Below are 26433 nucleotides of genomic sequence, written 5' to 3' on the forward strand. Positions count from 1 at the left end.
GACCGCTGTGCATGGTGATGGTTTCAAGGACGTTTTTTCTGCATGACGCCCCCTGAAAAGACCAAATCCCAGGCACAAAAAAGGGCGACCGAAGTCGCCCTTTTTCTATGGTCTGACAGAACTTAGTTCTGCTTTTCCATTTGTGCACGCAGCAGGTCGCCCAGAGTGGTAGGACCAGCAGAAGTGGTATCAGCAGCTGGCTTGTCGCGCAGGCTCTGGATAGCTTCTTTCTCGTCTTCCACGTCTTTCGACTTGATCGACAGCTGGATTACACGGCTCTTGCGGTCAACGCTGATGATCTTGGCTTCTACTTCTTCGCCTTCTTTCAGAACGTTGCGCGCGTCTTCAACGCGGTCACGGCTGATTTCGGAGGCTTTCAGAGTCGCTTCGATATCGTCGGCCAGAACGATGATGGCGCCTTTGGCGTCAACTTCTTTCACAGTGCCTTTAACGATGGCGCCTTTGTCGTTAACCGAGACGTACTCGGAGAACGGATCGCTTTCCAGTTGCTTGATACCCAGGGAGATACGCTCGCGCTCTGGGTCAACCGACAGGATAACGGTGTCCAGCTCGTCGCCCTTCTTGAAGCGGCGAACGGCTTCTTCGCCCACTTCGTTCCAGGAGATGTCGGACAGGTGAACCAGACCGTCGATACCGCCGTCCAGACCAATGAAGATACCGAAATCGGTGATCGACTTGATGGTGCCGGAGATTTTATCGCCCTTGTTGAACTGGCCAGAGAAGTCTTCCCATGGGTTGGACTTGCACTGCTTGATACCGAGGGAGATACGACGACGCTCTTCGTCGATGTCCAGAACCATGACTTCCACTTCGTCGCCGACTTGTACGACTTTCGAAGGGTGGATGTTCTTGTTGGTCCAGTCCATTTCGGAAACGTGTACCAGACCTTCAACGCCTTCTTCCAGCTCAGCGAAGCAGCCGTAGTCGGTCAGGTTGGTTACACGAGCGGTAACGCGAGTGCTTTCTGGGTAACGGGCTTTGATAGCAACCCATGGATCTTCGCCCAGTTGCTTCAGGCCCAGGGAAACACGATTGCGCTCGCGATCGTACTTCAGAACCTTGACATCGATCTCGTCGCCAACGTTGACGATTTCGGAAGGATGCTTGATACGTTTCCAAGCCATGTCGGTAATGTGCAGCAGGCCATCGACGCCACCCAGATCGACGAATGCGCCGTAATCGGTGAGGTTCTTGACGATACCTTTGACTTGTTGGCCTTCCTGCAGGGATTCCAGCAGAGCTTCACGCTCGGCGGAGTTCTCGGCTTCGAGGACGCTGCGACGGGAAACGACAACGTTGTTGCGCTTCTGGTCCAGCTTGATGACCTTGAATTCCAGCTCTTTGCCTTCCAGGTGTGTGGTGTCGCGCACAGGACGGACGTCAACCAGAGAACCAGGCAGGAACGCACGGATGCCGTTAACGTCGACAGTGAAGCCGCCTTTAACCTTACCGTTGATAACGCCCTTGACCACTTCTTCGGCTGCGAAGGCTGCTTCCAGAACAATCCAGCATTCAGCGCGCTTGGCTTTTTCACGGGACAGCTTGGTTTCACCAAAGCCGTCTTCAACCGAATCCAGAGCAACGTGAACTTCGTCACCGACGTTGATGTTCAGTTCGCCAGCGTCGTTGTAAAACTGCTCAAGCGGGATGAGTGCTTCAGACTTCAGGCCAGCGTGAACGGTTACCCAGCGAGCTTGGTAATCGATATCAACGATAACACCGGTGATGATGGAGCCAGCCTGAAGGTTCAGGGTTTTTAGGCTTTCTTCAAAGAGTTCCGCAAAGCTTTCGCTCATTTTAATTCCTGTAGATAAGGGCGAAGAATACGCCCATTTCCGCATCCCAGACGATGTGGGTTGGTTTCATTTAAAAGAAGCACCACAGGACTATGACTGGTCCCCTGTGGCCCTCTTGGTCACCCGGCGATATCGCGAAGCGCGATCTCGCTCATGATGCGTTCCAGCACCTGATCGATGGACAATTCCGTGGAATCCAGCTGAATGGCGTCGGCCGCCGGCTTGAGCGGGGCTACCGCTCGCTGGGTGTCGCGCTCATCGCGCGCACGTATCTCATCTAGCAGACTCGACAGACTAACACCATCGACTTTTCCCTTCAACTGCAAGTATCGACGGCGCGCGCGCTCCTCGGCACTGGCAGTGAGGAAAATCTTCAGTGGCGCGTCCGGGAAAACCACAGTGCCCATGTCACGGCCATCGGCCACCAGGCCGGGCGCTTCCTGAAATGCGCGCTGACGTTGCAGCAACGCCTCACGCACGGCGGGCAATGCAGCCACTTGAGAAGCACCGGAACCGACGCTCTCCGTACGGATCACATCGCTGACTTCGTCGCCTTCCAGAATGATGCGCTGCAACTGACCGTCGGTCGCCGCGATGAATTGCACATCCAGATGAGCGGCGAGTTTCTTCAGCAACTCTTCGTTGGTCAGGTCCACGCCATGGTTATGCGCGGCAAAGGCCAGCAAACGGTAAAGCGCACCGGAATCCAGCAGGTTCCAGCCCAGGCGCTTGGCCAGTATCCCGGCGACCGTGCCCTTGCCGGAGCCGCTTGGCCCATCGATGGTGATGACCGGTGCAATGTTTTTCACGACTGAGCCTCTTGTGCAACACGGATACCGACCTGGGCGCACAGCGCCAGGAAATTCGGGAACGAAGTCGCGACGTTGGCGCAATCATGGATCCGGATCGGTGCGCTAGCGCGCAGTGAAGCCACGCTGAACGCCATGGCGATCCGGTGATCGCCGTGACCGTGCACTTCGCCGCCGCCGATCGAGCCGCCGTCGATGATGATGCCGTCCGGCGTCGGTTCGCACTTGACGCCCAGCGCCAGCAAGCCGTCGGCCATTACCTGGATCCGGTCGGACTCCTTGACGCGCAGCTCTTCAGCGCCACGCAGGACGGTGCGTCCTTCGGCGCAGGCCGCTGCCACGAACAGTACCGGGAATTCGTCGATCGCCAACGGCACCAGCGCTTCGGGAATCTCGATACCCTTGAGTTTAGCTGCACGCACGCGCAAGTCCGCCACTGGCTCGCCACCGACTTCACGCTGGTTTTCCAAGGTGATGTCGGCCCCCATCAGACGCAGGATATCGATCACGCCGGTGCGAGTCGGGTTGATACCGACGTGTTCGAGCACCAGCTCGGAACCTTCGGCGATCGACGCGGCCACCAGGAAGAAAGCCGAAGAGGAAATGTCGCCCGGCACTTCGATGTGGGTTGCGGTCAACCTGTGCCCGGACTCCACCGACGCCGTCGCACCGTCGACGCTCACCGGGTAGCCGAAGCCGCGCAGCATGCGCTCGGTGTGGTCACGAGTCGGGGCAGGCTCGGTCACTGTGGTCTTGCCTTCGGCATACAGGCCCGCCAACAGCAGGCAGGATTTAACCTGGGCGCTGGCCATCGGCATGGTGTAGGTCAGGCCTTTGAGCGCGTGGCCGCCACGAATGGTCATCGGTGGGCGACCTTCGGCAGCGGTCTCGATCACGGCGCCCATTTCCCGCAGGGGATTGGCCACACGATTCATCGGACGCTTGGACAGCGAGGCGTCGCCGGTCAGGGTGCTGTCGAAATTCTGCGCAGCCAGCAGGCCGGCCAGCAGGCGCATCGACGTGCCGGAGTTGCCCAGGTAGATCGGACCCGGCGCTGGCTTCAAGCCATGCAGGCCGACGCCGTGGATGGTCACACGACCGTGGTGCGGCCCTTCGATCACGACGCCCATGTCACGGAAAGCCTGCAGGGTCGCCAGGGCGTCTTCGCCCTCGAGGAAGCCTTCGACTTCGGTAACACCTTCAGCCAGGGAGCCAAGCATGATCGAGCGGTGGGAAATCGATTTGTCGCCCGGTACACGAATCCGCCCAGTCAGGCGGCCACCCGGTTGTCCCAGGAAAATCAGGTCGTTGGAGTTCATAGCGTCCACATAAGCCCGGCGGGCCAGGATTTTACTGAAATGTTCGCGGGCAACCCGGGCGCGAGTGAAGACGCCCAACAACTGGTGCCCATCCCCTGCATCGACCGCGTCGCGCAAGGCGTCGAGGTCGCTGCGAAATGTATCGAGTGTGCGCAGGACAGCTTCGCGGTTGGCGAGGAAGATGTCATGCCACATGACCGGGTCACTCCCTGCGATTCTCGTGAAATCGCGGAAACCGCCGGCAGCGTAACGGAAGATCTCAAGGTTTTCATTGCGCTTGGCCAACGAATCGACCAGGCCGAACGCCAGCAGGTGTGGCAGGTGGCTGGTCGCCGCCAGGACTTCGTCGTGACGCTCGACCTGCATGTGCTCGACGTCGGCACCCAGCTCACGCCACAAGCGGTCAACCACCGCCAGTGCCGCCGGATCGGTTTGCTCCAGCGGTGTCAGGATCACCTTATGACGACGGAACAGTTCGCCATTGGAGGCTTCCACCCCGCTCTGCTCGGAACCGGCGATGGGATGACCGGGCACGAAATTCGCCGGCATACCGCCAAACGCCTCGGTAGCTGCACGCACGACGTTGCCCTTGGCACTGCCGACATCGGTCAGAATCGCCCGCCCCAGATCCACGCGAGCCAGGCGGCCAAGCAGTTTCTCCATGGCCAGAATCGGCACGGCCAACTGAATCACATCAGCGCCCTGGCAAGCCAGCACCAGGTCCTCCTCGCAACGGTCGACCACACCCAATTCAACCGCGAGCTTGCGCGATTGCGGATCGAGGTCGACGCCGACCACTTCACGGCACAGGCCGCTTTCACGCAAGCCTTTGGCGAACGAGCCGCCGATCAATCCAAGACCGACCACCACCAGGCGACCGATCATAGGCTCGGCAGATTGCGTTGCAGTGACATCAACCACGAGCCAGGACCTTGGTCAGCGCCTCGAGGAAGCGGCTGTTTTCCGCCGGCAGACCGATGGTGACCCGCAGGTGGTTCGGCATCCCGTAGTTGGCCACCGGACGCACAATCACGCCTTCGCGCAACAGGCCCTGGAACACCGGAGCCGCCACACGACCCAGGTCGACGCAGATGAAGTTGCCCTTGGATGGAATCCAGCTCAGCCCCAACTCGCGGAAGCCCACCTCAAGCTGCTGCATGCCGGCTTCGTTCAGACGGCGGCTTTCAGCCAGGTACGCTTCGTCCTGCAACGCGGCACAAGCGGCCGCCAGGGCCAGGCTGTTGACGTTGAACGGCTGACGCACACGGTTCAGCACGTCGGCGACGACAGCCGTGGACAGTCCATAACCCACACGCAGCGACGCCAGGCCATAGGCCTTGGAGAAGGTGCGCGACACCAGCAGGTTCGGGTAGGCCGCCAGGAAATCCAGGCCGTCCGGCAGGTCGCTGCCTTCGGCGTACTCGATGTAGGCCTCGTCCAGCACCACCAGCACGTGCTCCGGCACGTCCTGGAGGAATTCGTCCAGCGCCTCGGCGTCGAACCAGGTCCCGGTCGGGTTGTTCGGGTTGGCGATGAACACCACGCGGGTGTCGGCGTCGATCGCGGCCAGCATGGCCGGCAGATCATGGCCCCAGTTTTTGGCCGGGACCACTTTAGCCGTCGCGCCGACGGCTTGCGTGGCGATCGGGTAGACCGCAAACGCGTGTTCGCTGAACACGGCGTTCAGGCCCGGCGCCAGGTAAGCACGGGCGACCAGCTCCAGAATGTCGTTGGAACCATTGCCCAGCGTCACCTGATTCAGTTCGACACGGCATTGTTCGGCCAACAGGGTCTTGAGCGCAAAGCCGTTGCCGTCCGGATAGCGGGTCAGCTCGGCCAGCGCTTCACGAATCGCGGCCAGTGCCTTCGGGCTGGCGCCCAATGGGTTTTCGTTGCTCGCCAGTTTGACGATGCTGGCTGGATCGATGTCCAGTTCGCGTGCCAGTTCGTCCACTGGCTTGCCCGGAACGTAAGGCGACAGTTGTTGCACGCCCGGCTGTGCCAGGGCGAGGAAGTTGCCACTCATTTGCTACCCCTTAGAGAACGGCTTTCGGGTAGGAACCCAACACTTTAAGTGCCACTGCTTCCTGACTGATTTTTTCCAGCACACCCTTGACCAGCGGATCACGGTGGTGACCGACGAAATCGATAAAGAACACATAGGTCCATTTACCGCTGCGCGAAGGACGCGTCTCGATGCGGGTCAAGTCGATGCCATTGTCGTGGAACGGCACCAGCAACTCGTGAAGCGCACCGGGCTTGTTGCTCATGGAGACGATGATCGACGTCTTGTCGTCGCCGGTCGGTGGCACTTCCTGATTACCGATCATCAGGAAACGCGTGGAGTTGTCCGGACGATCCTCGATTTTCTCCGCCAGACGGGTCAAGCCGTACAGACCGGCGGCCATATCGCCCGCGATCGCTGCCGAGTTCCACTCACCCTTGACCCGCTTGGCCGCTTCGGCGTTGCTCGAAACCGCCACGCGCTCGACGTTCGGGTAGTGTGCATCCAGCCACTTGCGGCACTGGGCCAGCGATTGGGCATGGGAGTAGATGCGGCTGATGCTGTCGGTCTTGGTGTTTTCACCGACCAACAGGTGGTGGTGAATGCGCAGCTCGACTTCGCCACAAATGACCATGTCATGTTCGAGGAAGCTGTCGAGGGTATGGTTGACCGCGCCTTCGGTGGAGTTTTCCACCGGGACCACGCCAAAGTTCACCGCCCCGGCAGCGACCTCACGGAACACTTCGTCGATCGCCGCCATCGGTTTGCTGATGACAGCATGGCCGAAGTGTTTCATGGCCGCGGCCTGGGTGAAGGTGCCTTCAGGGCCGAGGTACGCCACTTTCAGCGGCTGCTCGAGGGCCAGGCACGACGACATGATTTCGCGAAACAGTCGCGCCATCTCTTCGTTGCCCAGCGGCCCCTGATTACGCTCCATCACGCGCTTGAGCACCTGAGCTTCACGCTCGGGACGATAGAACACCGGCACTTCGCCTTCAGCCAGCGAAGCCATCTTTACTCGCGCAACTTCCTGGGCGCAGCGTGCACGCTCACTGATCAGCTCCAGGACCTTGAGGTCCAGGGCGTCAATGCGAACGCGCAGTGCCTTGAGTTCTTGCTCAGACATCAGCCGTGTTCCTTCTCGAACTCTGCCATGTACGAAACCAGTGCGTTGATCGCAACGATGTCCACGGCGTTATAGATAGAGGCGCGCATGCCGCCCACGGAACGGTGCCCCTTGAGGTTCAACAGGCCGCGCTCTTCGGCGCCGGCCAGGAACGGCTTGTCGAGGCGATCGTCAGCCAGGCGGAACGGCACGTTCATCCACGAGCGGTCGGACTTGTTGATCGGGTTGTTGTACAAGCCGCTGGCGTCGATGAAGTCATACAGGGTGCGCTGCTTCACGTCGTTGAGCTTGCCGATGGCTTCAACGCCACCCTGCTCTTTCAGCCACTCGAACACCAGGCCGGACAGGTACCAGGCCAGGGTTGGCGGGGTGTTGTACATCGAGCCGTTATCGGCCGCGACCTTGTAGTCGAGCATGGTCGGGCACAGCGCACGGGCCTTGCCCAGCAAGTCTTCGCGAACGATGTTGACGACGATGCCGCTCGGACCGATGTTCTTCTGGGCGCCGGCGTAGATCATGCCGAAGCGCGACACATCGATGGGGCGCGAGAGAATGTCGGAAGACATGTCGGCAACCAGCGGCACATCGCCGGTTTGCGGAACCCACTGGAACTCCAGGCCGCCGATGGTTTCGTTCGGCGCGTAGTGAACGTAGGCTGCGTCTTTCGACAGATTCCACTCGTTCTGGCCTGGGATCGCGAAGTAATCGTAAGGCTTGGCGGTGGCCGCGACATTGACATGGCCGTAGCGCGAAGCTTCTTCGATGGCTTTCTGCGACCAGATGCCGGTGTCGATGTAGTCGGCAGAGCCGCCTTCGGGCAACAGGTTCAGGGGGATCTGAGCGAATTGCTGGCTGGCGCCACCTTGCAGGAACAGCACTTTATAGTTCGAAGGGATATTCAGCAGATCACGCAGATCCTGCTCGGCCTTGGTCGCGATGGACACGAACTCATCGCTGCGATGGCTCATTTCCATGACGGACAGGCCCTTGCCGTGCCAATCAAGGAGTTCACCCTGGGCGCGTTTCAGGACAGCTTCGGGAAGTGCCGCAGGACCGGCACAGAAGTTAAAGGCTCTCTTGCTCACATCCAATCTCGCTCTGATTTGGTGATATCACGCAATAAAATCACTAACAGGCGACATCAAGGCGCCCTGCCAGAGCAGGGTATTTTGTGAGAGCGAGCCTGCTCGCGATGGATCACAACGGTTCTCAGAGGTACCGCGGCGTCTGCATTCGCGAGCAGGCTCGCTCCCACAGGGGATCTCCATTGATGTCGACACTTTCCGTTCGGACAAACAACAAGGGGGCGAATTTTCATCCGCCCCCTCTGCGCCCGCTTACTCTTGCGGTTCTTCGTCAGCGGCGGCGTCGAGTTGCTGGTCTTCGACAACGTCGTCTATCACGACTTCGCCGTCGAACTGCGCACCCTCTTCACCTTCCAGCTCTTCGCCTTCGATTTCCGACGGCTCCTGAACCCGCTCCAGGCCCACCAGCGTCTCGTCGTTGGCCAGCTTGATCAGGGTCACGCCCTGGGTGTTACGGCCCAGGCTGGACACTTCGTCGACTCGGGTACGAACCAGGGTGCCCTGGTCGGAAATCAGCATGATTTCCTCGCCGTCGAGCACCTGAACCGCGCCGACCAGACGGCCGTTGCGGTCGTTGCTGACCATGGCGATAACGCCCTGGCCGCCACGCTTGTACTCCGGGAACTCGGTGATCGCAGTACGCTTGCCATAGCCACGCTCGGAAGCGGTGAGGATCTGGCTGCCTTCTTCCGGGATCAGCATGGAAATCAGCTTCTGGCCTTCCGGCAGACGCATGCCGCGAACACCGCGAGCGGTACGGCCCATGGCGCGAACGTCGGTTTCCTTGAAGCGAGTCACCTTGCCACCGTCGGAGAACAGCATGACTTCGCGCTCGCCATCGGTGATGGCGGCGGAAATCAGTACGTCGCCTTCGTCCAGCTCCAGGGCAATCAGACCAACGCTGCGTTGGCGACTGAAGGATTCCAGCGGGGTCTTTTTCACGGTGCCGTTGGCGGTCGCCATGAAGATGAAGTGGCCTTCGGTGTATTCCTCGACCGGCAGCATGGTGGTGATGTATTCACCGTCATCCAGTGGCAACAGGTTGACCAGCGGACGGCCGCGAGCGGCACGGGATGCTTCCGGAATCTCGTAGGTCTTGAGCCAGTACACCTTGCCCTTGCTGGAGAACAGCAGCAACGTGGTGTGGCTGTTGGCGACCAGCAGGTGAGCGATGTAGTCCTCATCCTTGACGCCGGTCGCCGATTTGCCTTTACCGCCACGACGCTGGGCCTGGTACGCAGCCAGTGGCTGGGTCTTGGCATAGCCACCGTGGGAAATGGTCACGACACGCTCTTCCTCCGGGATCATGTCACCCAGGGTCAGGTCGAGACGGGCATCGAGAATCTCGGTGCGACGCACATCGCCGTATTCGGCGCGGATCACTTCCAGCTCTTCGCGGATCACTTCCATCAGGCGCGCGGCGCTGTTGAGGATGCGGATCAGCTCGCCAATCTGGTTGAGGATCTCCTGGTACTCGGCCAGCAGCTTTTCATGCTCCAGGCCGGTCAGGCGGTGCAGGCGCAATTCCAGGATGGCCTGGGCCTGCTCTGGCGAGAGGAAGTACTTGCCATCACGCAGGCCGTATTGCGGGTCGAGGTTTTCCGGACGGCACGAATCGGCACCGGCACGTTCCACCATCGCCACCACTGCGGAGGACTCCCACGGGGTGCTGACCAGCGCTTCCTTGGCTTCCGACGGGGTCGGCGAAGCCTTGATCAGGGCGATGACCGGGTCGATGTTCGACAGGGCAACCGCTTGACCTTCAAGGATGTGACCACGCTCGCGCGCCTTGCGCAGTTCGAACACGGTACGACGGGTAACGACTTCGCGACGGTGACGAACGAAGGCTTCCAGCAGGTCCTTGAGGTTGAGGATCCGCGGACGGCCGTCGATCAGCGCAACGATGTTGATACCGAACACGCTTTGCAGCTGGGTCTGGGCGTAGAGGTTGTTGAGGATCACCTCAGGCACTTCGCCACGACGCAGCTCGATCACGACGCGCATACCGTCCTTGTCGGACTCGTCACGCAGCTCGGTGATGCCTTCGAGCTTCTTCTCCTTGACCAGCTCGGCGATCTTCTCGATCAGACGCGCCTTGTTCAGCTGGTAAGGCAGTTCGGTGATGACGATCTGCTGACGGCCACCGACCTTGTCGATGTCTTCGATGGTCGAGCGGGCGCGCATGTAAATGCGGCCACGACCGGTACGGTAGGCTTCGATGATACCGGCGCGACCATTGATGATCGCCGCCGTCGGGAAGTCCGGACCGGGAATGTATTGCATCAGTTCATCGACGGTCAGCTCTGGGTTGTCGATGAGCGCCAGGCAACCGTCGATGACTTCACCGAGGTTGTGGGGCGGAATGTTGGTCGCCATGCCCACCGCGATACCGCTGGAGCCGTTGACCAACAGGTTGGGAATACGGGTTGGCATGACTGCCGGGATCAATTCGGTGCCGTCGTAGTTCGGCACCCAGTCCACGGTTTCCTTGTGCAGGTCCGCCAGCAGCTCGTGCGCCAGCTTGGTCATGCGCACTTCGGTGTATCGCATGGCCGCCGCGTTGTCGCCGTCCACCGAACCGAAGTTGCCCTGGCCGTCGACCAGCAGGTAGCGCAGCGAGAATGGCTGCGCCATCCGGACGATGGTGTCGTACACCGCGGTATCACCGTGCGGGTGATACTTACCGATCACGTCACCGACGACACGGGCAGATTTCTTGTACGGCTTGTTGAAGTCGTTGCCCAGCTCGCTCATCGCGAACAGCACACGCCGGTGCACGGGCTTCAAGCCATCGCGTGCATCGGGCAGTGCCCGCCCGACAATTACGCTCATTGCGTAGTCGAGGTAGGACTGCTTCAGCTCGTCTTCGATATTGACCGGGAGGATTTCTTTGGCCAGTTCGCCCATGAGAAGCCTGATTCCTTTTTCTGGTGAAACTTCGTCACATCCATATGGGACGAACGAAGCTCGCCGATGCAGGCCGACTGCCGATGCACCGACTTACGACAAATCAACAAGTTATGCCATGGATCTGCGCAGTAGAGGCAGTCACATCGGACTGCCCTGGAAACCGCCGGATGTTATCACAAGAGCCGCCACGCACCTATCCCCCAGATGCGCATGGAGTGTAGTTAGTTGACTGATGGCGTGCTTGAGGAAGAGCTCAGGGGCTTAGAGCTGTGCTGAATGGAGAAAAAGGGTGCATATCCAGCTGGTTTGCCGAGTTTTTTGCGCTCATCGGCGGCAGGCTCGCTCCCACAGGGGTTGTGGTGCACGCAAAATCCGTGTGGGAGCGAGCCTGCTCGCGATGGGGCCCGCAGAGCCAGCCAATACCTTCAGTGCAACCGCTTGCGGCACATCAACTGCGCCATCTTCGCCGTATCCGGACGCTCGACAATGCCCTTTTCCGTGACGATGGCATCGATAAGGTCCGCCGGCGTCACGTCGAACACCGGGTTGAATGCATCGACGTCGGCCCCTACCCGCTTGCCGCCCACCTCCAGCAACTCACGGCCGTCGCGCTCTTCGATCGGAATGTCATCGCCACTGGCCAGGTTCATGTCGATGGTCGAGCTTGGGGCCACCACCATGAAGCGCACGCCGTGGTGCATGGCGTTCACTGCCAGTTGATAGGTCCCGATCTTGTTTGCTACGTCGCCATTGGCGGTGATGCGGTCGGCGCCGACGATGACCCAGGTGATGCCCTTGGTCTTCATGATGTGAGCGGCGGCAGAGTCGGCGTTGAGCGTCACGGGAATGCCCTCGTTGGCCAGTTCCCACGCCGTCAGCCGCGACCCCTGCAGCCAGGGACGGGTCTCGTCGGCGTACACGCGCTCGACCATGCCTTCGATGAACGCACCGCGAATCACCCCCAGTGCGGTACCGAAGCCGCCGGTGGCCAGTGCTCCGGTGTTGCAATGGGTCAGGATCGCCTGGGCATTGCCCTGATGCTTGCGGATCAGGTCCACCCCCAGTTGAGCCATGGTCAGGTTGGCTTCGCGATCACTTTCGTGAATGGCGATGGCCTCGGCCTCCAGCACCGCCAGAGGATCGTCATGTTTTTTCAGACGATCCAGCCGATCATGCATGCGCCCCAGGGCCCAGAACAGATTGACGGCGGTCGGACGGGAATCGGCAAGCAGCGCGAAATCCTCTTCCAGCGCGGCGTACCAGTCGCCGCCTTCGGCCAGCCGGGCACGGGCCGCCAGTACAATCCCGTAGGCGGCAGTGATGCCGATCGCCGGCGCACCACGCACCACCATCGAACGAATGGCCTCGGCCACGCCCGCAGCGCTGGTATAGGCGAGCCAGGTTTCCTCGAACGGCAAAATACGCTGGTCCAGCAGATACAGGGCGCCATCACGCCAATCGATGGCCTTCACTTTCTCTGCCGCCATTAGTCGATCGCGCATCCCTCACCCCGCACTCATGAACAAAAGCCGCCGATTATAGCGATCCCCCCGCGAAGACGCTCGGGTATACTTCGCCATCTTTTACAAAAGTACCGGAACCCACCCTCGATGCCGAACACTGCCGCTGCGCTCGACCTGTTATTGCTGCCGACCTGGCTGGTACCCGTCGAACCCGCTGGCGTCGTCCTCAAGGAGCATGGCCTGGGCATCCGCGACGGGCGCATCGTGTTCATCGGCCCGCGTGCCGCCGCACTGAAGCTTGCAGCGAAGGAAGTGCGCGAACTGCCGGACATGCTGCTCAGCCCCGGCCTGATCAATGCCCATGGGCACGCGGCGATGACGCTGTTCCGAGGCCTGGCCGATGATCTGCCGCTGATGACCTGGCTGGAAAACCACATCTGGCCAGCCGAAGCCAAATGGGTCGATGAGGCCTTTGTACGCGATGGCACCGACCTTGCCATCGCCGAACAGATCAAAGGCGGCATCACCTGCTTCTCTGACATGTATTTCTTCCCGAAGGTTGCCAGCGAACGCGTGCACAACAGCGGCATTCGCGCGCAGATCGCGATTCCGATCCTCGATTTCCCGATTCCGGGCGCCGGTAACGCCGATGAAGCCATTCGTCAGGGCGTCGAGCTGTTCAACGATCTCAAGCACCATGAACGCATCAAGGTCACCTTCGGACCGCACGCGCCCTATACCGTGGGCGACGAAAACCTGGAAAAAATCCGGGTGATCGCCGAAGAGCTGGACGCGTCGATTCACATGCACGTTCACGAAACTGCATTCGAAGTGCAGCAAGCCCTGGAGCAGCGAGGTGAACGGCCACTGGCCCGACTGGCGCGCCTGGGATTGCTGGGACCGCGTTTTCAGGCGGTTCACATGACTCAGATCAGCGATGAAGACCTGGCGATGCTGGTAGAAAGCAACACCTCTGTGATTCATTGCCCGGAATCGAACCTGAAGCTGGCCAGTGGTTTTTGCCCGGTGGAGCGGCTGTGGCAGGCCGGCGTCAACGTGGCGGTCGGCACTGACGGTGCGGCCAGCAATAACGACCTCGACCTGCTCGGCGAAACCCGTACCGCCGCCCTGCTCGCCAAGGCCGTCGCCGGCTCGGCCACCGCGCTGGACGCCCATCGTGCCCTGCGCATGGCCACATTGAACGGCGCCCGGGCGCTGGGAATCGAAGCCGATGTGGGCTCGCTGGAAATCGGCAAGGTGGCGGACATGGTCGCATTCGACCTGTCCGGCCTGGCGCAGCAACCGGTCTACGATCCGGTTTCGCAGCTTATATATGCCACCGGTCGCGACTGCGTGAAACACCTTTGGGTGGCCGGCCGGCAATTGCTGGAGGATCGCCGCCTGACGCGTCTGGATGAAGAACAGTTGAGCGCGACGGCCAAGGCCTGGGGCCAGCGCATAGGCGGCCACACCGAATCGTAAGCAGCCGAATGACAAGGCCCGTGGCGCCAGACGCCGGGGCAACAGGATTTTTCAAGTTTTAGAGGATGAACCATGAGTAACGTCGACTACGCCGAAATCGCCAAATTCGAAGCCCTGGCCCATCGCTGGTGGGACCGCGAAAGCGAGTTCAAACCGCTGCACGACATCAACCCGCTGCGGGTCAACTGGATCGACGAGCGGGTCAATCTGGCCGGCAAGAAAGTGCTCGACGTCGGCTGCGGCGGCGGCATCCTCAGCGAAGCCATGGCGCAGCGTGGCGCTACCGTGACAGGCATCGACATGGGCGAGGCGCCGCTGGCCGTTGCCCAGTTGCATCAACTGGAATCTGGCGTGAACGTCGAATACAGGCAGATCACCGCCGAAGCCCTGGCAGAAGAAATGCCCGAGCAGTTCGACGTGGTGACATGTCTGGAAATGCTCGAGCATGTACCGGACCCTTCGTCGGTGATCCGCGCCTGTTTCAAAATGGTCAAGCCGGGCGGCCAGGTGTTCTTCTCGACCATCAACCGCAACCCGAAGGCGTACCTGTTCGCCATCGTCGGCGCCGAATACATCATGAAGCTGCTGCCGCGTGGCACCCACGACTTCAAGAAATTCATCCGCCCTTCCGAGCTGGGTGCCTGGAGCCGCATGGCCGGCCTGACCGTCAAGGACATCATCGGCCTGACCTACAACCCGCTGACCAAGCACTACAAACTGGCTCCCGACGTGGACGTCAACTACATGATCCAGACCCTGCGCGAGGAGTAAGCCGATGCGTATCAGAGCAGTCCTTTTCGACATGGACGGCACGCTGCTCGACACCGCGCCGGACTTCATCGCGATCTGTCAGGCCATGCGCGCCGATCGCGGCTTGCCGCCCATCAATGACAAGCACATCCGCGACGAGATCTCCGGCGGCGCCCGGGCGATGGTCGCGGCGACGTTCTCCATGGACCCCGAGTCGCCAGGCTTCGAAGCACTGCGACTGGAATTCCTGGAACGCTACCTCGTCGGTTGCGCGGTTCACAGCAAGCTGTTCGACGGCATGCCCGAAGTGCTGGCCGACATCGAGAAAGCCAACCTGATCTGGGGCGTGGTGACCAACAAGCCCGTGCGGTTTGCCGAACCGATCATGCAGCAACTGGGGCTGGCCGAGCGCTCGGCACTGTTGATATGCCCGGACCACGTGAAAAACAGCAAACCTGACCCCGAGCCACTGATCCTGGCGTGCAAGATGCTCGACCTGGACCCGGCCAGCGTGCTGTTTGTCGGCGATGACCTGCGCGACATCGAGTCCGGCCGCGATGCCGGGACCAAAACCGTCGCCGTGACTTATGGCTATATCCATCCGGACGACAACCCGCGGCACTGGGGCGCGGACGTGGTGGTGGATCATCCGCTGGAGTTGCGCAAGGTGCTCGACAGCGCGCTTTGCAGCTGCTGAGCGGCATTCGCCGAATGACACATGTGGGGCGAGCCTGCTCGCGAAGGCAATACTTCAGGCGACATCAGTGTTGACTGACATCGCCCCTTCGCGAGCAGGCTCGCTCCCACAGGGATAGCGCTGACCAGAAGAATTTTTATCGAGGTTTCATATGTTTGATTATTCCGCCCGCCCCGAACTGCTCAAGGATCGGGTCATTCTGGTCACTGGCGCCGGTCGCGGCATTGGTGCCGCCGCTGCCAAAACCTACGCCGCGCATGGCGCAACCGTCCTGCTGCTGGGCAAGACCGAAGCCAACCTGACGCAGGTCTACGACGAAATCGAAGCGGCCGGGCACCCACAACCGGCAGTGATCCCGTTCAACCTGGAAACCGCCCAGCCGCATCAATACGATGAGCTGGCAGCGATGATCGAAAGCGAATTCGGCCACCTTGACGGTTTGCTGCACAACGCGTCGATCATTGGTCCGCGTACGCCGATCGAGCAGTTGTCTGGCGAGAACTTCATGCGCGTCATGCACGTCAACGTCAACGCCATGTTCATGCTCACCAGCACCCTGCTGCCGCTGCTCAAGCTGTCGCAGGATGCATCGGTGGTGTTCACCTCCAGCAGCGTCGGCCGCAAGGGACGCGCATACTGGGGCGCCTACGGCGTCTCGAAGTTCGCCACCGAAGGGCTGATGCAAACCCTGGCGGACGAAGTCGACACCGTGGCCCCGGTACGCTCCAACAGCATCAACCCAGGGGCGACCCGCACCAGCATGCGCGCCCAGGCCTACCCCGGCGAAAACCCGCTGAACAACCCGACGCCCGAGGAGATCATGCCGGTCTACCTCTACCTGATGGGCCCGGACAGCACCGGCATCAACGGCCAGGCGTTCAACGCCCAATAACCGTGCGTCGCTTTTGTGCCGCGGCGAATTCCCGTCGCGGCACTCGGCAAACGACGCCATTGCAGTCAAACAAACGTCAGCCGCCGAATCGAACACACCCTCCAAGTCGTGCAAGCCATTGATTTTCAGCTGATTTTAATAAAATAAAACTAATGGCACGGCTTTCGCTCTGATTAGACTCAGACACGCCGTGTGAAAATGGACGGGCCGACGCTCCAGTCGATGGGTTATTAATCTTCGACAAAGCAGACTAAACTTGCGCGAAATGTCCTACGGGACTGATGGATCAGTACGACGCGCAGCCCAAAGCCGCTCTCACCCAGCTTGTAAGACAGCCTTACTGCTCAAGGGCGCACGCCATATGAAATCACCCTCCCAGACCAACGCAATTGACTTCGACACTGCCAAATTGCAACGCCTGGGCTTTGCTCAACAACCGCCGCTTCTGAAGCGACCGGCCAGCCTTGCGCAAGTGCGCCAGCAACTGAACCAGCAGTTGCAGACCAGTCTCGAGCCCCAACGCATTCTCGAGACCTTTTTCCGAGAAATTCATCGGCTCGTGCCGCTCGACGCCTTGAGTTATGAACACAAGGCCTGCGACTTGCGCCTGGAATTCGGCCTGCGCGGTCATCATTCGGTCAGCTACAGCCTCAGCCATGAAGGCGAGCACCTGGGCGAACTGCTGTTCCGCCGCAATCAGCGTTTCAGTGAGCAGGAGCTGGGCCACCTCGAGTCGTTGCTGTCCGCCCTGCTATACCCGATGCGCAATGCCCTGCTCTACCGTGCAGCCACCCAGAGTGCCTTGCGTGACCCGCTGACGGACACCGGCAATCGCATTGCCATGGACCAGACACTGCAACGGGAAATCGAGATGTCGCGTCGGCACCTGCAACCCCTGTCGCTGCTGATGCTGGACATCGACCATTTCAAGCAGATCAACGACAGCCACGGCCACAGCGCCGGCGACGACGTGCTGCGGGCCGTTGCCGCTTCGATCAAAAGCCAGTTGCGCAACGTCGACATGGTGTTCCGCTTCGGCGGCGAAGAGTTTCTGATTTTGCTGTCCAACACCGGTCGCGAGGCCGCCGCGCTGGTCGGTGAGCGGCTGCGGCTTTGCGCGCAGAACAAGGATTTCCTGGCCGATGGCCATTTGATCGATCTGACGGTCAGCCTCGGCTGTTCGACATTGCTGCCGGGTGAATCTGCCGAGAGCCTGCTGCGCCGAGCCGACAGCGCGTTGTATGTGGCCAAACGCGAAGGCCGCAATCGGCTGACGATGGCGGGCTGAGCACCCGCCGCCATCAGGTTTCAGCGCACCGCGCCGCGCAGTTCACCGACCAACCCGCGCAGGCTGTCCGGCTGCGCCGCCTCGACCGCCACTGCCGGACCGGCCACCAGGGTCACCCGTGACCACAGGCGACGGAAGATCCCCTTGGCGGGATCGCGACTGAAAAAACTGCCCCACAGCCCCTGCAGCGCCAGCGGAATCACCGGCACCGGCGTCTCCTCGAGAATCCGTGTCAACCCACCCTTGAATTCATTGATCTCGCCATCGGCGGTCAATTTTCCTTCGGGGAAAATGCACACCAGCTCGCCTTCCTTCAGGTACTGCGCGATTCGCGTGAACGCCTTTTCGTAAATCTGGATGTCTTCATGGCGCCCGGCGATAGGAATCGTCCCGGCGGTACGAAAGATGAAGTTCAGCACCGGCAGGTTGTAGATCTTGTAGTACATCACGAAGCGAATCGGCCGACGCACTGCGCCACCAATCAGCAGTGCATCGACAAACGACACGTGGTTGCACACCAGCAGTGCCGCGCCTTCGTCCGGGATCACGTCCAGGTTGCGATGTTCGACACGGTACATGGAATGGCTGAGCAGCCAGATCATGAAGCGCATGGTGAATTCGGGAACGATCCTGAAAATGTAGGCGTTGACGCCGATGTTCAGCAGCGATACCACCAGGAACAGATGGGGAATCGACAACTTGGCCAGGCTCAGCAACACGATCGAGACAATGGCCGACACCACCATGAACAAGGCGTTGAGAATATTGTTGGCGGCAATCACCCGCGCCCGCTCATTTTCCGGGGTTCGCGACTGGATCAGCGCGTACAGCGGCACAATGTAGAAACCGCCGAAGATGCCCAGCCCGAGGATGTCGATCAGCACCAGCCAGGTGTGACCGAAGCCGAGGATGTCGACCCAGCCGTGGCCGTTGGCACTCTCTGGAATCCCGCCGGAATGCCACCACAACAAGAGCCCGAACACGGTCAACCCGAACGAACCGAACGGCACCAGGCCGATCTCGACCTTGCGCCCGGAGAGTCTCTCGCACAACAGCGACCCCAGGGCGATGCCGACCGAGAATACCGTCAGGATCAGCGTCACCACGGTCTCGTCGCCGTGCATCCACTCCTTGGCGTATGCCGGGATTTGCGTGAGGTAGATCGCCCCGACGAACCAGAACCACGAGTTGCCGACAATCGAGCGCGACACCGCCGGCGTCTGCCCCAGGCCCAGCTTCAAGGTGGCCCAGGATTGGCTGAAGATGTTCCAGTTCAGGCGCATTTGCGGTGACGAGGCCGCCGCCCTCGGAATGCTGCGGCTGGCCAGATAACCGAGCACGGCTATGCCGATGATCGCCGTGGATACGATGGGCGCGTAGTTCGCGGACGACATCATGATCCCGGCGCCGATGGTCCCGGCCAGGATCGCCAGGAAGGTGCCCATTTCCACCAGACCGTTGCCGCCGACCAGTTCCTCCTCGTGCAGCGCCTGGGGCAGGATCGAGTACTTCACTGGCCCGAACAGCGCCGAGTGAGTGCCCATGGCGAATAACGCCACGAGCATCAGCGCCAGATGATCGAAGACGAAGCCCACCGCCCCCACCACCATGATTGCGATTTCGCCCAGTTTGATCAGGCGAATCAGCGCATCCTTGGCGAACTTCTCGCCAAACTGCCCGGCCAGCGCCGAGAACAGGAAGAACGGCAGAATAAACAGCAGCGCGCACAGGTTGACCCAGATCGAACGATCACCTTCGATGGTCAACTTGTACAAAATGGCGAGGATCAACGACTGCTTGAACACGTTGTCGTTGAACGCCCCGAGGGACTGGGTCAGAAAAAACGGCAGGAAGCGCCGGGTGCGAAGCAAGGTGAACTGTGAGGGGTGACTCATCTTCCGTGTTTCCCTGGTTTAGGTAACGAGTGGCCTGAATTCTATTATTGGAGTGTCGAATGTCGACCCAGGCCACACCTTACCGAATCCTGACCGGTTATTTCTCTAATCCTGCTATGCACGGCGAGACAAACAACTCGCCCCGCCAGGCGCCCTGTGCGGTACGTTTGGCGACGATCAGCCACATCACTGCCAGCAAGGCCACCAGCGCGCAACCGAAGACGCTGAAAAACAACAGGCCCAACTGGCTGGCCAGTTTCAACGTTGCCAGAGAATAGACGCCCAGCGGAAAGGTAAACCCCCACCAGCCCAGGTTGAACGGAATGCCGACGCTCAGGTAACGGCAGGTGATCAGGAAGGCAATCAGCATCCACCACAATCCGAAGCCCCACAGCGTAATCCCCGCCACCAGCCCCAGCCCGGCAGCGATCTCGCCGATGCCCGGCAAACCGTTGGCTGCGAAGATGGCCGGCGCATCGTTGCCCAGCAACAGCATGCCCAACGCCCCGGTGCCGATCGGGCCAAGCGCCAGCCAGCTCGACGCAGCCATGCTTTCGTGGGGCAGTTTGTGCAGGGCCATGCGCAGCAACAGGATCGTCAGGATGCTCAGGGCGACCGGCAAGGAAAACGCCCAAAGCACATAGCTGGTCACCAGCACCACCCATTGCGCATGGGCATCGGCCAGGTGCGGCGCCAACAGGCCACCACTGGCAGCCGCGACTTCGGCGGCCACCACCGGCAACAGCCAGACAGCGGTCATCTGGTCAATGCTGTGTTCCTGGCGAGTGAACATCATGTAGGGAATCAACACGCCGCAGGCCACGGACATTGCCACATCCAGCCACCACAGCAGCCCGGCGATTTCAATCAAGCCGTCGCCCCAACGGGGCAATCCGAATACCAGGCAACCGTTGATGATGGTCGCCAGGCCCATGGGAATGGTGCCGAAGAACATCGAAACCGTGGAGTGAGCGAAAATCCGCCGTGCCTCGTCGAAAAACAGCAGCCATCGTGCGGCGTAAAGTACGGTGAACAGCGCGAACAGAACGATGTTCAACAGCCAGAGCGCTTCAGCAAGCGCATGCAAGCCAGGCACCGCGAACGGCAGTTGCGCCAGCGCCAGGGCCAGGATCCCGGTGCCCATGGTCGCGGCGAACCAGTTCGGTGTGAAATGGCGAATCACATCACGCGGGTGCTGCAAATGACTGAACGGTTTGATGCCGCAGAGGGCGGTATTGGGGCATGGCATGGCGAACTCCTGTCCTCATTTGAGGTGGAGCCCATGTTAGACCCGGATCGAATATCTATATAACGGGTAATTTCTCTAACAGTTATCGATTTTATAAATGATAGGAGACGGCGTCCTTCAGGGACGCCCGGCAGTGCTACACACCTGGGCAGGTCGCTGGCGCCACAACGCCAGCAACGCACAGGCCGCCAGAAGGATCAGCACCGCGCCATAACCGTCGGTGGTCGTGACCAGGCCAAAGGTGCGCGTCAGACTCCCCGCCAGCAGCGACGGTAAACAGAACGCCAGGTAGCTCAGCACGTAATAGGCCGACATCAGACCCGCTCGTTCGTGAGGCAAGGCCAGCGGCACGACCGTGCGCAGCGTACCGAGAAAACTGGCGCCAAAGCCGCAGCCAGCGATCAGCGTCCCGATGAAGAACAGCGACAGGCTGGCGCTGTGTACAGCCAGCAGAATCGCCGCCACGCCCACGGGCAAGACGCTCGCGCCCAACCGCAAGACCTTGTCGGCGGGACGATTGCGCAGGGTGTAGATCATCACCGCGCCCGTTACCGTCAATACGGCCACGGTCGCACCGCCAATCAGGTTGGAGGTGGAGCCGGTGGCGGTTCGTACCAGCGAGGGCGCAAGGGACGCGAAGAATCCACCCAGCGCCCAGGCGGCGGTATTGATCGGCAACACCAGGTACAAGGTGCGGCGCGCCTGGACAGGCACGTGCAGTGTCGGCAGCAGCGACGCCAGCGCTCCGGGTTGTCGGCTGACACTTTCCGGCAAGCGCCAGACGTACAATGCCTGCCAGGCGAACAGCACGAGCAGGACCCAGAACGTCAGTTGCAACGGCAGCGGCGCAAACTCGGCCAGCAAGCCGCACCCCATGGCCCCGACCGCCATGCCAAGCAACGGTGCGACGCTGTTGACCAAGGGTCCCTGCTGGCGATCGGTGTCGAGCAACGCAGCGCCCAGTGATGCCGTGGCCATCCCGGTGGCGAAGCCCTGGAGCACGCGGGCCGCGATCAACCACGCCACGCTGTCGGCATTGATGAACAACAGCATGGCCAGCATGTTGAGCAACACCGAAGTAAAAATCACCGGTTTGCGCCCCAGGTAATCCGAGAGCGAACCTACCGTCAGCAAGGCCACCAACAAGCTGATCGCGTACACGCCGAAAATCAGGGTCAGGGTCGCTGCGGAGAATTGCAAATGCTCCTGGTACAAGTGGTACAAGGGCGTCGGCGCCGTGGAAGCCGCGAGAAAACTGAGTAAAGTGATCGCCAGGAAGCCCAGGCTTGACCGTTTGGAAATTGAATTCGGCATGTGCACACTCCGCAAAAGCTAATTTTTTGCTTTTGCGGAGTGTGCTACTCGCTAGCGCTTAAAGCAAATTCTTTGTGTTAAGGTCCGATCCATGGCTATTAAAGAAGGTTTACGCCCGGGCGGCCGCAGTGCCCGGGTCCAGGAGTCGATCCATTCGGCGGTTCGCGCGCTGCTGGCCGAACACGACCGATCGAGCGTCACCGTCCCGCAGATCGCTGCGCGTGCCGGCGTCACGCCGTCGACCATTTACCGACGCTGGGGCGATGTGTCGGCACTGCTGGCGGACGTCGCATTGGCGCGCATGCAGCCCGACAGCGAACCGGTCAACACCGGCACCTTGCGCGGTGACGTGCAGGCGTGGGCGGAGCAGTACCTGGATGAAATGAGTTCGGAACCCGGTCGCAACATGCTGCGCGACGTACAAGCGAGCCCGACGCCTGGCTGTTGCGCGACCATCATCGCCGGACAGTTGCAGGCGATTCTGGACCGCTATCCCGATCAGCCGAAACCAGGCGTGGATCGGTTGATCAATCTGCTGGTCGCCCCCTCCGTGTTCCGCATCCTCTTTTCCACGGCGCCGCTGGAGGTCGAGGAATTGCACCGGCTGGTCGGGATGGCGTTGGATCAGTGAGGCCCGCTTCGCGTGCCCCTCGGATCGCCCCACCGTCGCTCCCCTGTTCACCACAACCCAGTGGGAGCGAGCCTGCTCGCGCTGCGCATCACTCACCTGCGTATCCGCCTGACACCCCATGCGACACCCCGCCACGCCACGACCTTGGTCGACACTGACTAACGCAGACGGTCGTGCGAGACTGTCTGTCCGGGCGCGCGTCCCGGGTGTCTTTTGTCTGGAGTCTCCATGTCGTTGTCCAGCGGGTTGATCGCCGCCGTCGCCCTGGCCTATATGGCCATCATGTTCGCCATCGCCTTTTACGGTGACCGTCGCAGTACCCCGCTGCCTCCACGCGTGCGCGCCTGGGTTTACAGCCTGTCGCTGGCGGTCTATTGCACCAGCTGGACGTTTTTCGGCGCCGTCGGCCAGGCCGCCGAACAACTCTGGTCGTTCCTGCCGATCTACCTCGGGCCGATCCTGCTGCTGGTCTGCGCGCCCTGGGTCCTGCAAAAAATGGTGATGATCAGCAAACAGGAAAACATCACGTCGATCGCTGACTTCATTGCCGCCCGCTATGGCAAATCCCAATCCCTGGCGATTGTCGTTGCCCTGATCTGCCTGGTGGGCGTACTGCCCTACATCGCCTTGCAGCTCAAGGGCATCGTGCTGGGCGTGAACCTGTTGATCGGCGCCGGTGCCGACGCCATGGGCACCCGGGCACAGGACACCGCGCTGATCGTTTCCCTGGTGCTGGCGCTGTTCACCATTGTGTTCGGTACCCGCAACCTCGACGCCACGGAGCACCACCGCGGCATGGTGCTGGCGATTGCGTTCGAGTCGCTGGTCAAGCTGTTCGCCTTTCTCGCGGTCGGTGCATTCGTGACCTACGGGCTGTACGACGGTTTCGAAGACCTGTTCGATCAGGCCATGCTCGCACCGCGCCTGGAGGAGTACTGGAAGGAAACCATCAACTGGCCGTCGATGGTGGTGCAGACAGGCGTGGCGATGATGGCGATCATCTGCCTGCCGCGGCAGTTCCACGTCACCGTAGTGGAAAACATCGATCCGCAGGATTTGCGCCTGGCCAAATGGGTGTTCCCGGCCTACCTGGCGCTGGCGGCGCTGTTTGTCGTGCCGATTGCCCTGGCAGGTCAGATGCTGCTGCCCAGCTCGGTGATACCGGATTCGTTCGTCATCAGCCTGCCACTGGCCCAGGCCCATCCCGCGTTGGCCATGCTGGCCTTTATCGGTGGGGCCTCGGCAGCGACCGGCATGGTGATCGTCGCCAGCGTGGCGTTGTCGACCATGGTGTCCAACGACATGCTGTTGCCGTGGTTGCTGCGCCGCAACAACGCCGAGCGACCGTTCGAAGTGTTCCGCCAGTGGATGCTGTCGGTGCGCCGGGTCAGCATTGTGGTGATTCTGCTACTGGCCTACGTCAGCTACCGCCTGCTGGGTTCCACCGCGAGCCTGGCGACCATCGGCCAGATCGCCTTCGCCGCCGTGACCCAACTGGCACCCGCCATGCTCGGCGCGCTGTACTGGAAACAGGCCAATCGCCGTGGTGTGTTCGCTGGCCTCGCTGCCGGCACCTTCCTGTGGTTCTACACGCTGATTCTGCCGATTGCCGCTCACAGCCTCGGCTTGTCATTGAGCAGCTTCCCGGGGCTGGCCTGGCTGCACAGTAACCCGCTAAACCTGCCGATCACCCCACTGACCCAGGGCGTGGTGCTGTCACTGGCCGGCAACTTCACCCTGTTTGCCTGGGTGTCCGTGCTCTCGCGCACCCGCGTCTCGGAACATTGGCAGGCGGGCCGCTTCATCGGTCAGGAGATCAGCGCCCGCCCCAGCGCCCGTTCGATGCTGGCTGTGCAAATCGATGACCTGCTGCAACTGGCGGCACGCTTCGTCGGCGAAGAACGCGCCCGCCAGAGTTTTATCCGTTTCGCCTATCGCCAGGGCAAAGGCTTCAACCCGAACCAGAACGCCGACGGCGAATGGATCGCCCACACCGAACGCCTGCTGGCTGGCGTGCTCGGCGCCTCATCGACGCGCGCAGTGGTCAAGGCCGCCATCGAAGGTCGGGAAATGCAGCTTGAGGATGTCGTGCGAATCGCCGACGAAGCCTCGGAAGTCCTGCAATTCAATCGCGCCCTGTTGCAGGGTGCCATCGAGAACATTACTCAAGGCATCAGTGTGGTTGACCAGTCCCTGCGCCTGGTGGCGTGGAACCGGCGTTACCTGGAACTGTTCAACTACCCGGACGGCCTGATCAGCGTCGGTCGACCGATTGCCGACATCATCCGCTACAACGCCGAGCGCGGCCTGTGCGGCCCCGGCGAGGCGGAAGTGCACGTCGCACGCCGCTTGCACTGGATGCGCCAGGGCCGCGCCCACACCTCCGAACGACTGTTCCCCAACGGCCGGGTGATCGAGCTGATCGGCAACCCGATGCCCGGAGGCGGTTTTGTCATGAGTTTCACCGACATCACCGCGTTCCGCGAAGCCGAACAGGCGCTGACCGAAGCCAACGAAGGCCTGGAGCGCCGGGTGACGGAGCGCACCCACGAGCTGTCGCAACTCAACGTGGCGCTGACCGAAGCCAAGGGCACCGCCGAGTCGGCCAACCAGTCGAAGACCCGCTTCCTGGCAGCGGTCAGCCATGACCTGATGCAACCGCTGAACGCCGCGCGACTGTTTTCCGCCGCCCTGTCGCACCAGGAAGACGGCTTGTCCAGTGAAGCGCAGAAACTGGTGCAACACCTGGATTCGTCGCTGCGTTCGGCCGAAGACCTGATCAGCGACCTGCTGGACATTTCCCGCCTCGAAAACGGCAAGATCAACCCGGATATCAAACCGTTCGCGCTCAACGAGCTGTTCGACATCCTCGGTGCGGAATTCAAGGCACTGGCGCGCGAGCAGGGACTCAAGTTCCGGGTACGCGGCAGCCACCTGCGGGTCGACAGCGACATCAAACTGCTGCGCCGGATCCTGCAGAACTTCCTCACCAATGCCTTCCGTTATGCCAGGGGCCCGGTACTGCTGGGGGTTCGTCGCCGTCAGGGCGAGCTGTGCCTGGAGGTCTGGGATCGGGGCCCGGGGATTGCCCAAGACAAACTGAAAGTGATCTTCGAAGAATTCAAGCGCCTCGACAGCCACCAGACCCGCGCAGAAAAAGGCCTGGGGTTGGGCCTGGCGATTGCCGATGGGCTGTGCCGCGTGCTGGGCCACACACTGCAAGTGCGCTCCTGGCCGGGACGCGGCAGTGTGTTCAGCGTCAGCGTGCCGTTGACCAAGGCGCCCGTCGCCACCCCCGTCAATGCCACCGAGCTCAACGGCAAACTCCTCGGCGGTGCGCAGGTGCTGTGCGTCGACAACGAAGACAGCATCCTGATCGGCATGAACAGCTTGCTCACCCGCTGGGGCTGTCAGGTCTGGACCGCCCGCAACCGCGACGAATGCGCAGCGCTGCTGAGCAGTGGCGTACGCCCGCAACTGGCACTGGTGGATTACCACCTGGACGACGGCGAGACCGGAACCGAGTTGATGGGCTGGCTACGTACCCGTCTGGGTGAACCGGTGCCCGGCGTCGTGATCAGCGCCGACGGCCACCCGGAAACGGTCGCCCAGGTTCATGCGGCGGGCCTGGATTACCTGGCCAAACCGGTGAAACCGGCGGCGCTGCGTGCGTTGTTGAGCCGGCATCTGCCGTTGTGAGG

At 61.2% G+C, this 26433-nt stretch carries 18 protein-coding genes; 7 read left to right on the forward strand and 11 right to left on the reverse strand.

Going from position 1 to position 26433, the window contains the following annotated elements:
- Positions 1-122: 122 nt before the first annotated feature.
- The 8 genes from rpsA to mtnA all read right to left on the reverse strand — a co-directional run bounded on the left by rpsA (position 123) and on the right by mtnA (position 12573).
- The gene (rpsA, locus tag IB249_RS02965) at positions 123-1817 is read right to left on the reverse strand and encodes a 30S ribosomal protein S1 (RefSeq protein WP_192302014.1); all 1695 of its coding nucleotides are present in this window, start codon (positions 1815-1817) and stop codon (positions 123-125) included.
- A gap of 119 nt (positions 1818-1936) precedes the next feature.
- Positions 1937-2626 carry a (d)CMP kinase gene (cmk, locus tag IB249_RS02970; protein WP_192302015.1) on the reverse strand — a complete coding sequence of 230 codons (690 nt, stop codon included), beginning with the start codon at positions 2624-2626 and terminating at the stop codon, positions 1937-1939.
- Positions 2623-4830: a bifunctional prephenate dehydrogenase/3-phosphoshikimate 1-carboxyvinyltransferase gene (locus IB249_RS02975; RefSeq protein ID WP_207195377.1), complete on the reverse strand. Its 2208-nt coding sequence runs from the start codon at positions 4828-4830 to the stop codon at positions 2623-2625. Before IB249_RS02975 ends, cmk begins: the two co-directional genes overlap by 4 nt.
- 28 nt (positions 4831-4858) lie before the next feature.
- On the reverse strand, positions 4859-5971 hold the full coding sequence (gene hisC, locus IB249_RS02980) for a histidinol-phosphate transaminase (RefSeq protein ID WP_192302017.1): 1113 nt from the start codon (positions 5969-5971) through the stop codon (positions 4859-4861).
- A 10-nt stretch (positions 5972-5981) separates the two neighbouring features.
- Positions 5982-7076 carry a prephenate dehydratase gene (pheA, locus tag IB249_RS02985; protein WP_192302018.1) on the reverse strand — a complete coding sequence of 365 codons (1095 nt, stop codon included), beginning with the start codon at positions 7074-7076 and terminating at the stop codon, positions 5982-5984.
- Complete coding sequence (gene serC / locus IB249_RS02990; RefSeq protein ID WP_192302019.1) at positions 7076-8161, reverse strand: 3-phosphoserine/phosphohydroxythreonine transaminase; 1086 nt, start codon at positions 8159-8161, stop codon at positions 7076-7078. The genes pheA and serC overlap by 1 nt, the downstream gene beginning before the upstream one ends.
- Positions 8162-8413: 252 nt before the next feature.
- On the reverse strand, positions 8414-11068 hold the full coding sequence (gene gyrA, locus IB249_RS02995) for a DNA gyrase subunit A (RefSeq protein ID WP_192302020.1): 2655 nt from the start codon (positions 11066-11068) through the stop codon (positions 8414-8416).
- Positions 11069-11496: 428 nt separating this feature from the next.
- Positions 11497-12573 carry an S-methyl-5-thioribose-1-phosphate isomerase gene (mtnA, locus tag IB249_RS03000; RefSeq protein ID WP_192302021.1) on the reverse strand — a complete coding sequence of 359 codons (1077 nt, stop codon included), beginning with the start codon at positions 12571-12573 and terminating at the stop codon, positions 11497-11499.
- A 108-nt stretch (positions 12574-12681) separates the two neighbouring features.
- On the opposite strand from mtnA, the gene IB249_RS03005 reads away from it, so the two are divergent.
- From IB249_RS03005 to IB249_RS03025, 5 genes are all read left to right on the forward strand, one after another.
- Positions 12682-14016: a TRZ/ATZ family hydrolase gene (locus tag IB249_RS03005; protein WP_192302022.1), complete on the forward strand. Its 1335-nt coding sequence runs from the start codon at positions 12682-12684 to the stop codon at positions 14014-14016.
- Positions 14017-14088: 72 nt separating this feature from the next.
- Positions 14089-14787, forward strand: a complete 699-nt coding sequence (ubiG, locus tag IB249_RS03010; protein ID WP_192302023.1) for a bifunctional 2-polyprenyl-6-hydroxyphenol methylase/3-demethylubiquinol 3-O-methyltransferase UbiG — start codon at positions 14089-14091, stop codon at positions 14785-14787.
- A gap of 4 nt (positions 14788-14791) precedes the next feature.
- On the forward strand, positions 14792-15463 hold the full coding sequence (mupP, locus tag IB249_RS03015) for an N-acetylmuramic acid 6-phosphate phosphatase MupP (protein ID WP_192302024.1): 672 nt from the start codon (positions 14792-14794) through the stop codon (positions 15461-15463).
- Positions 15464-15614: 151 nt separating this feature from the next.
- The gene (locus tag IB249_RS03020; RefSeq protein ID WP_192302025.1) at positions 15615-16355 is read left to right on the forward strand and encodes a YciK family oxidoreductase; all 741 of its coding nucleotides are present in this window, start codon (positions 15615-15617) and stop codon (positions 16353-16355) included.
- A 361-nt stretch (positions 16356-16716) separates the two neighbouring features.
- Positions 16717-17643 carry a GGDEF domain-containing protein gene (locus tag IB249_RS03025; RefSeq protein WP_192302026.1) on the forward strand — a complete coding sequence of 309 codons (927 nt, stop codon included), beginning with the start codon at positions 16717-16719 and terminating at the stop codon, positions 17641-17643.
- A gap of 20 nt (positions 17644-17663) precedes the next feature.
- Here IB249_RS03025 and IB249_RS03030 read toward each other — a convergent pair whose 3' ends face one another.
- The 3 genes from IB249_RS03030 to IB249_RS03040 all read right to left on the reverse strand — a co-directional run bounded on the left by IB249_RS03030 (position 17664) and on the right by IB249_RS03040 (position 22101).
- Positions 17664-19538, reverse strand: coding sequence for an MFS transporter (locus IB249_RS03030; RefSeq protein WP_192302027.1), 1875 nt, complete (start codon positions 19536-19538; stop codon positions 17664-17666).
- Between the two features lie 97 nt (positions 19539-19635).
- Complete coding sequence (locus IB249_RS03035; RefSeq protein ID WP_192302028.1) at positions 19636-20787, reverse strand: TDT family transporter; 1152 nt, start codon at positions 20785-20787, stop codon at positions 19636-19638.
- Between the two features lie 117 nt (positions 20788-20904).
- Positions 20905-22101, reverse strand: coding sequence for an MFS transporter (locus tag IB249_RS03040; protein ID WP_192302029.1), 1197 nt, complete (start codon positions 22099-22101; stop codon positions 20905-20907).
- Between the two features lie 91 nt (positions 22102-22192).
- On the opposite strand from IB249_RS03040, the gene IB249_RS03045 reads away from it, so the two are divergent.
- Together IB249_RS03045 and IB249_RS03050 are read left to right on the forward strand one after the other, a co-directional pair.
- Positions 22193-22732, forward strand: coding sequence for a TetR/AcrR family transcriptional regulator (locus IB249_RS03045; RefSeq protein WP_192302030.1), 540 nt, complete (start codon positions 22193-22195; stop codon positions 22730-22732).
- Between the two features lie 228 nt (positions 22733-22960).
- Positions 22961-26431, forward strand: coding sequence for a hybrid sensor histidine kinase/response regulator (locus IB249_RS03050; protein ID WP_192302031.1), 3471 nt, complete (start codon positions 22961-22963; stop codon positions 26429-26431).
- Positions 26432-26433: the final 2 nt, after the last annotated feature.

Source organism: Pseudomonas sp. PDM04 (assembly GCF_014851765.1).
GTDB lineage: Bacteria > Pseudomonadota > Gammaproteobacteria > Pseudomonadales > Pseudomonadaceae > Aquipseudomonas.

Bases quoted from the DNA above. Each gene is read 5' to 3' on its own strand.
- rpsA (WP_192302014.1), bottom strand. From the start codon at position 1,817: ATGAGCGAAAGCTTTGCGGAACTCTTTGAAGAAAGCCTAAAAACCCTG.
- IB249_RS02975 (WP_207195377.1), bottom strand. From the start codon at position 4,830: ATGATCGGTCGCCTGGTGGTGGTCGGTCTTGGATTGATCGGCGGCTCG.
- hisC (WP_192302017.1), bottom strand. From the start codon at position 5,971: ATGAGTGGCAACTTCCTCGCCCTGGCACAGCCGGGCGTGCAACAACTG.
- pheA (WP_192302018.1), bottom strand. From the start codon at position 7,076: ATGTCTGAGCAAGAACTCAAGGCACTGCGCGTTCGCATTGACGCCCTG.
- gyrA (WP_192302020.1), bottom strand. From the start codon at position 11,068: ATGGGCGAACTGGCCAAAGAAATCCTCCCGGTCAATATCGAAGACGAG.
- mtnA (WP_192302021.1), bottom strand. From the start codon at position 12,573: ATGCGCGATCGACTAATGGCGGCAGAGAAAGTGAAGGCCATCGATTGG.
- IB249_RS03005 (WP_192302022.1), top strand. From the start codon at position 12,682: ATGCCGAACACTGCCGCTGCGCTCGACCTGTTATTGCTGCCGACCTGG.
- ubiG (WP_192302023.1), top strand. From the start codon at position 14,089: ATGAGTAACGTCGACTACGCCGAAATCGCCAAATTCGAAGCCCTGGCC.
- mupP (WP_192302024.1), top strand. From the start codon at position 14,792: ATGCGTATCAGAGCAGTCCTTTTCGACATGGACGGCACGCTGCTCGAC.
- IB249_RS03020 (WP_192302025.1), top strand. From the start codon at position 15,615: ATGTTTGATTATTCCGCCCGCCCCGAACTGCTCAAGGATCGGGTCATT.
- IB249_RS03025 (WP_192302026.1), top strand. From the start codon at position 16,717: ATGAAATCACCCTCCCAGACCAACGCAATTGACTTCGACACTGCCAAA.
- IB249_RS03030 (WP_192302027.1), bottom strand. From the start codon at position 19,538: ATGAGTCACCCCTCACAGTTCACCTTGCTTCGCACCCGGCGCTTCCTG.
- IB249_RS03035 (WP_192302028.1), bottom strand. From the start codon at position 20,787: ATGCCATGCCCCAATACCGCCCTCTGCGGCATCAAACCGTTCAGTCAT.
- IB249_RS03040 (WP_192302029.1), bottom strand. From the start codon at position 22,101: ATGCCGAATTCAATTTCCAAACGGTCAAGCCTGGGCTTCCTGGCGATC.
- IB249_RS03045 (WP_192302030.1), top strand. From the start codon at position 22,193: ATGGCTATTAAAGAAGGTTTACGCCCGGGCGGCCGCAGTGCCCGGGTC.
- IB249_RS03050 (WP_192302031.1), top strand. From the start codon at position 22,961: ATGTCGTTGTCCAGCGGGTTGATCGCCGCCGTCGCCCTGGCCTATATG.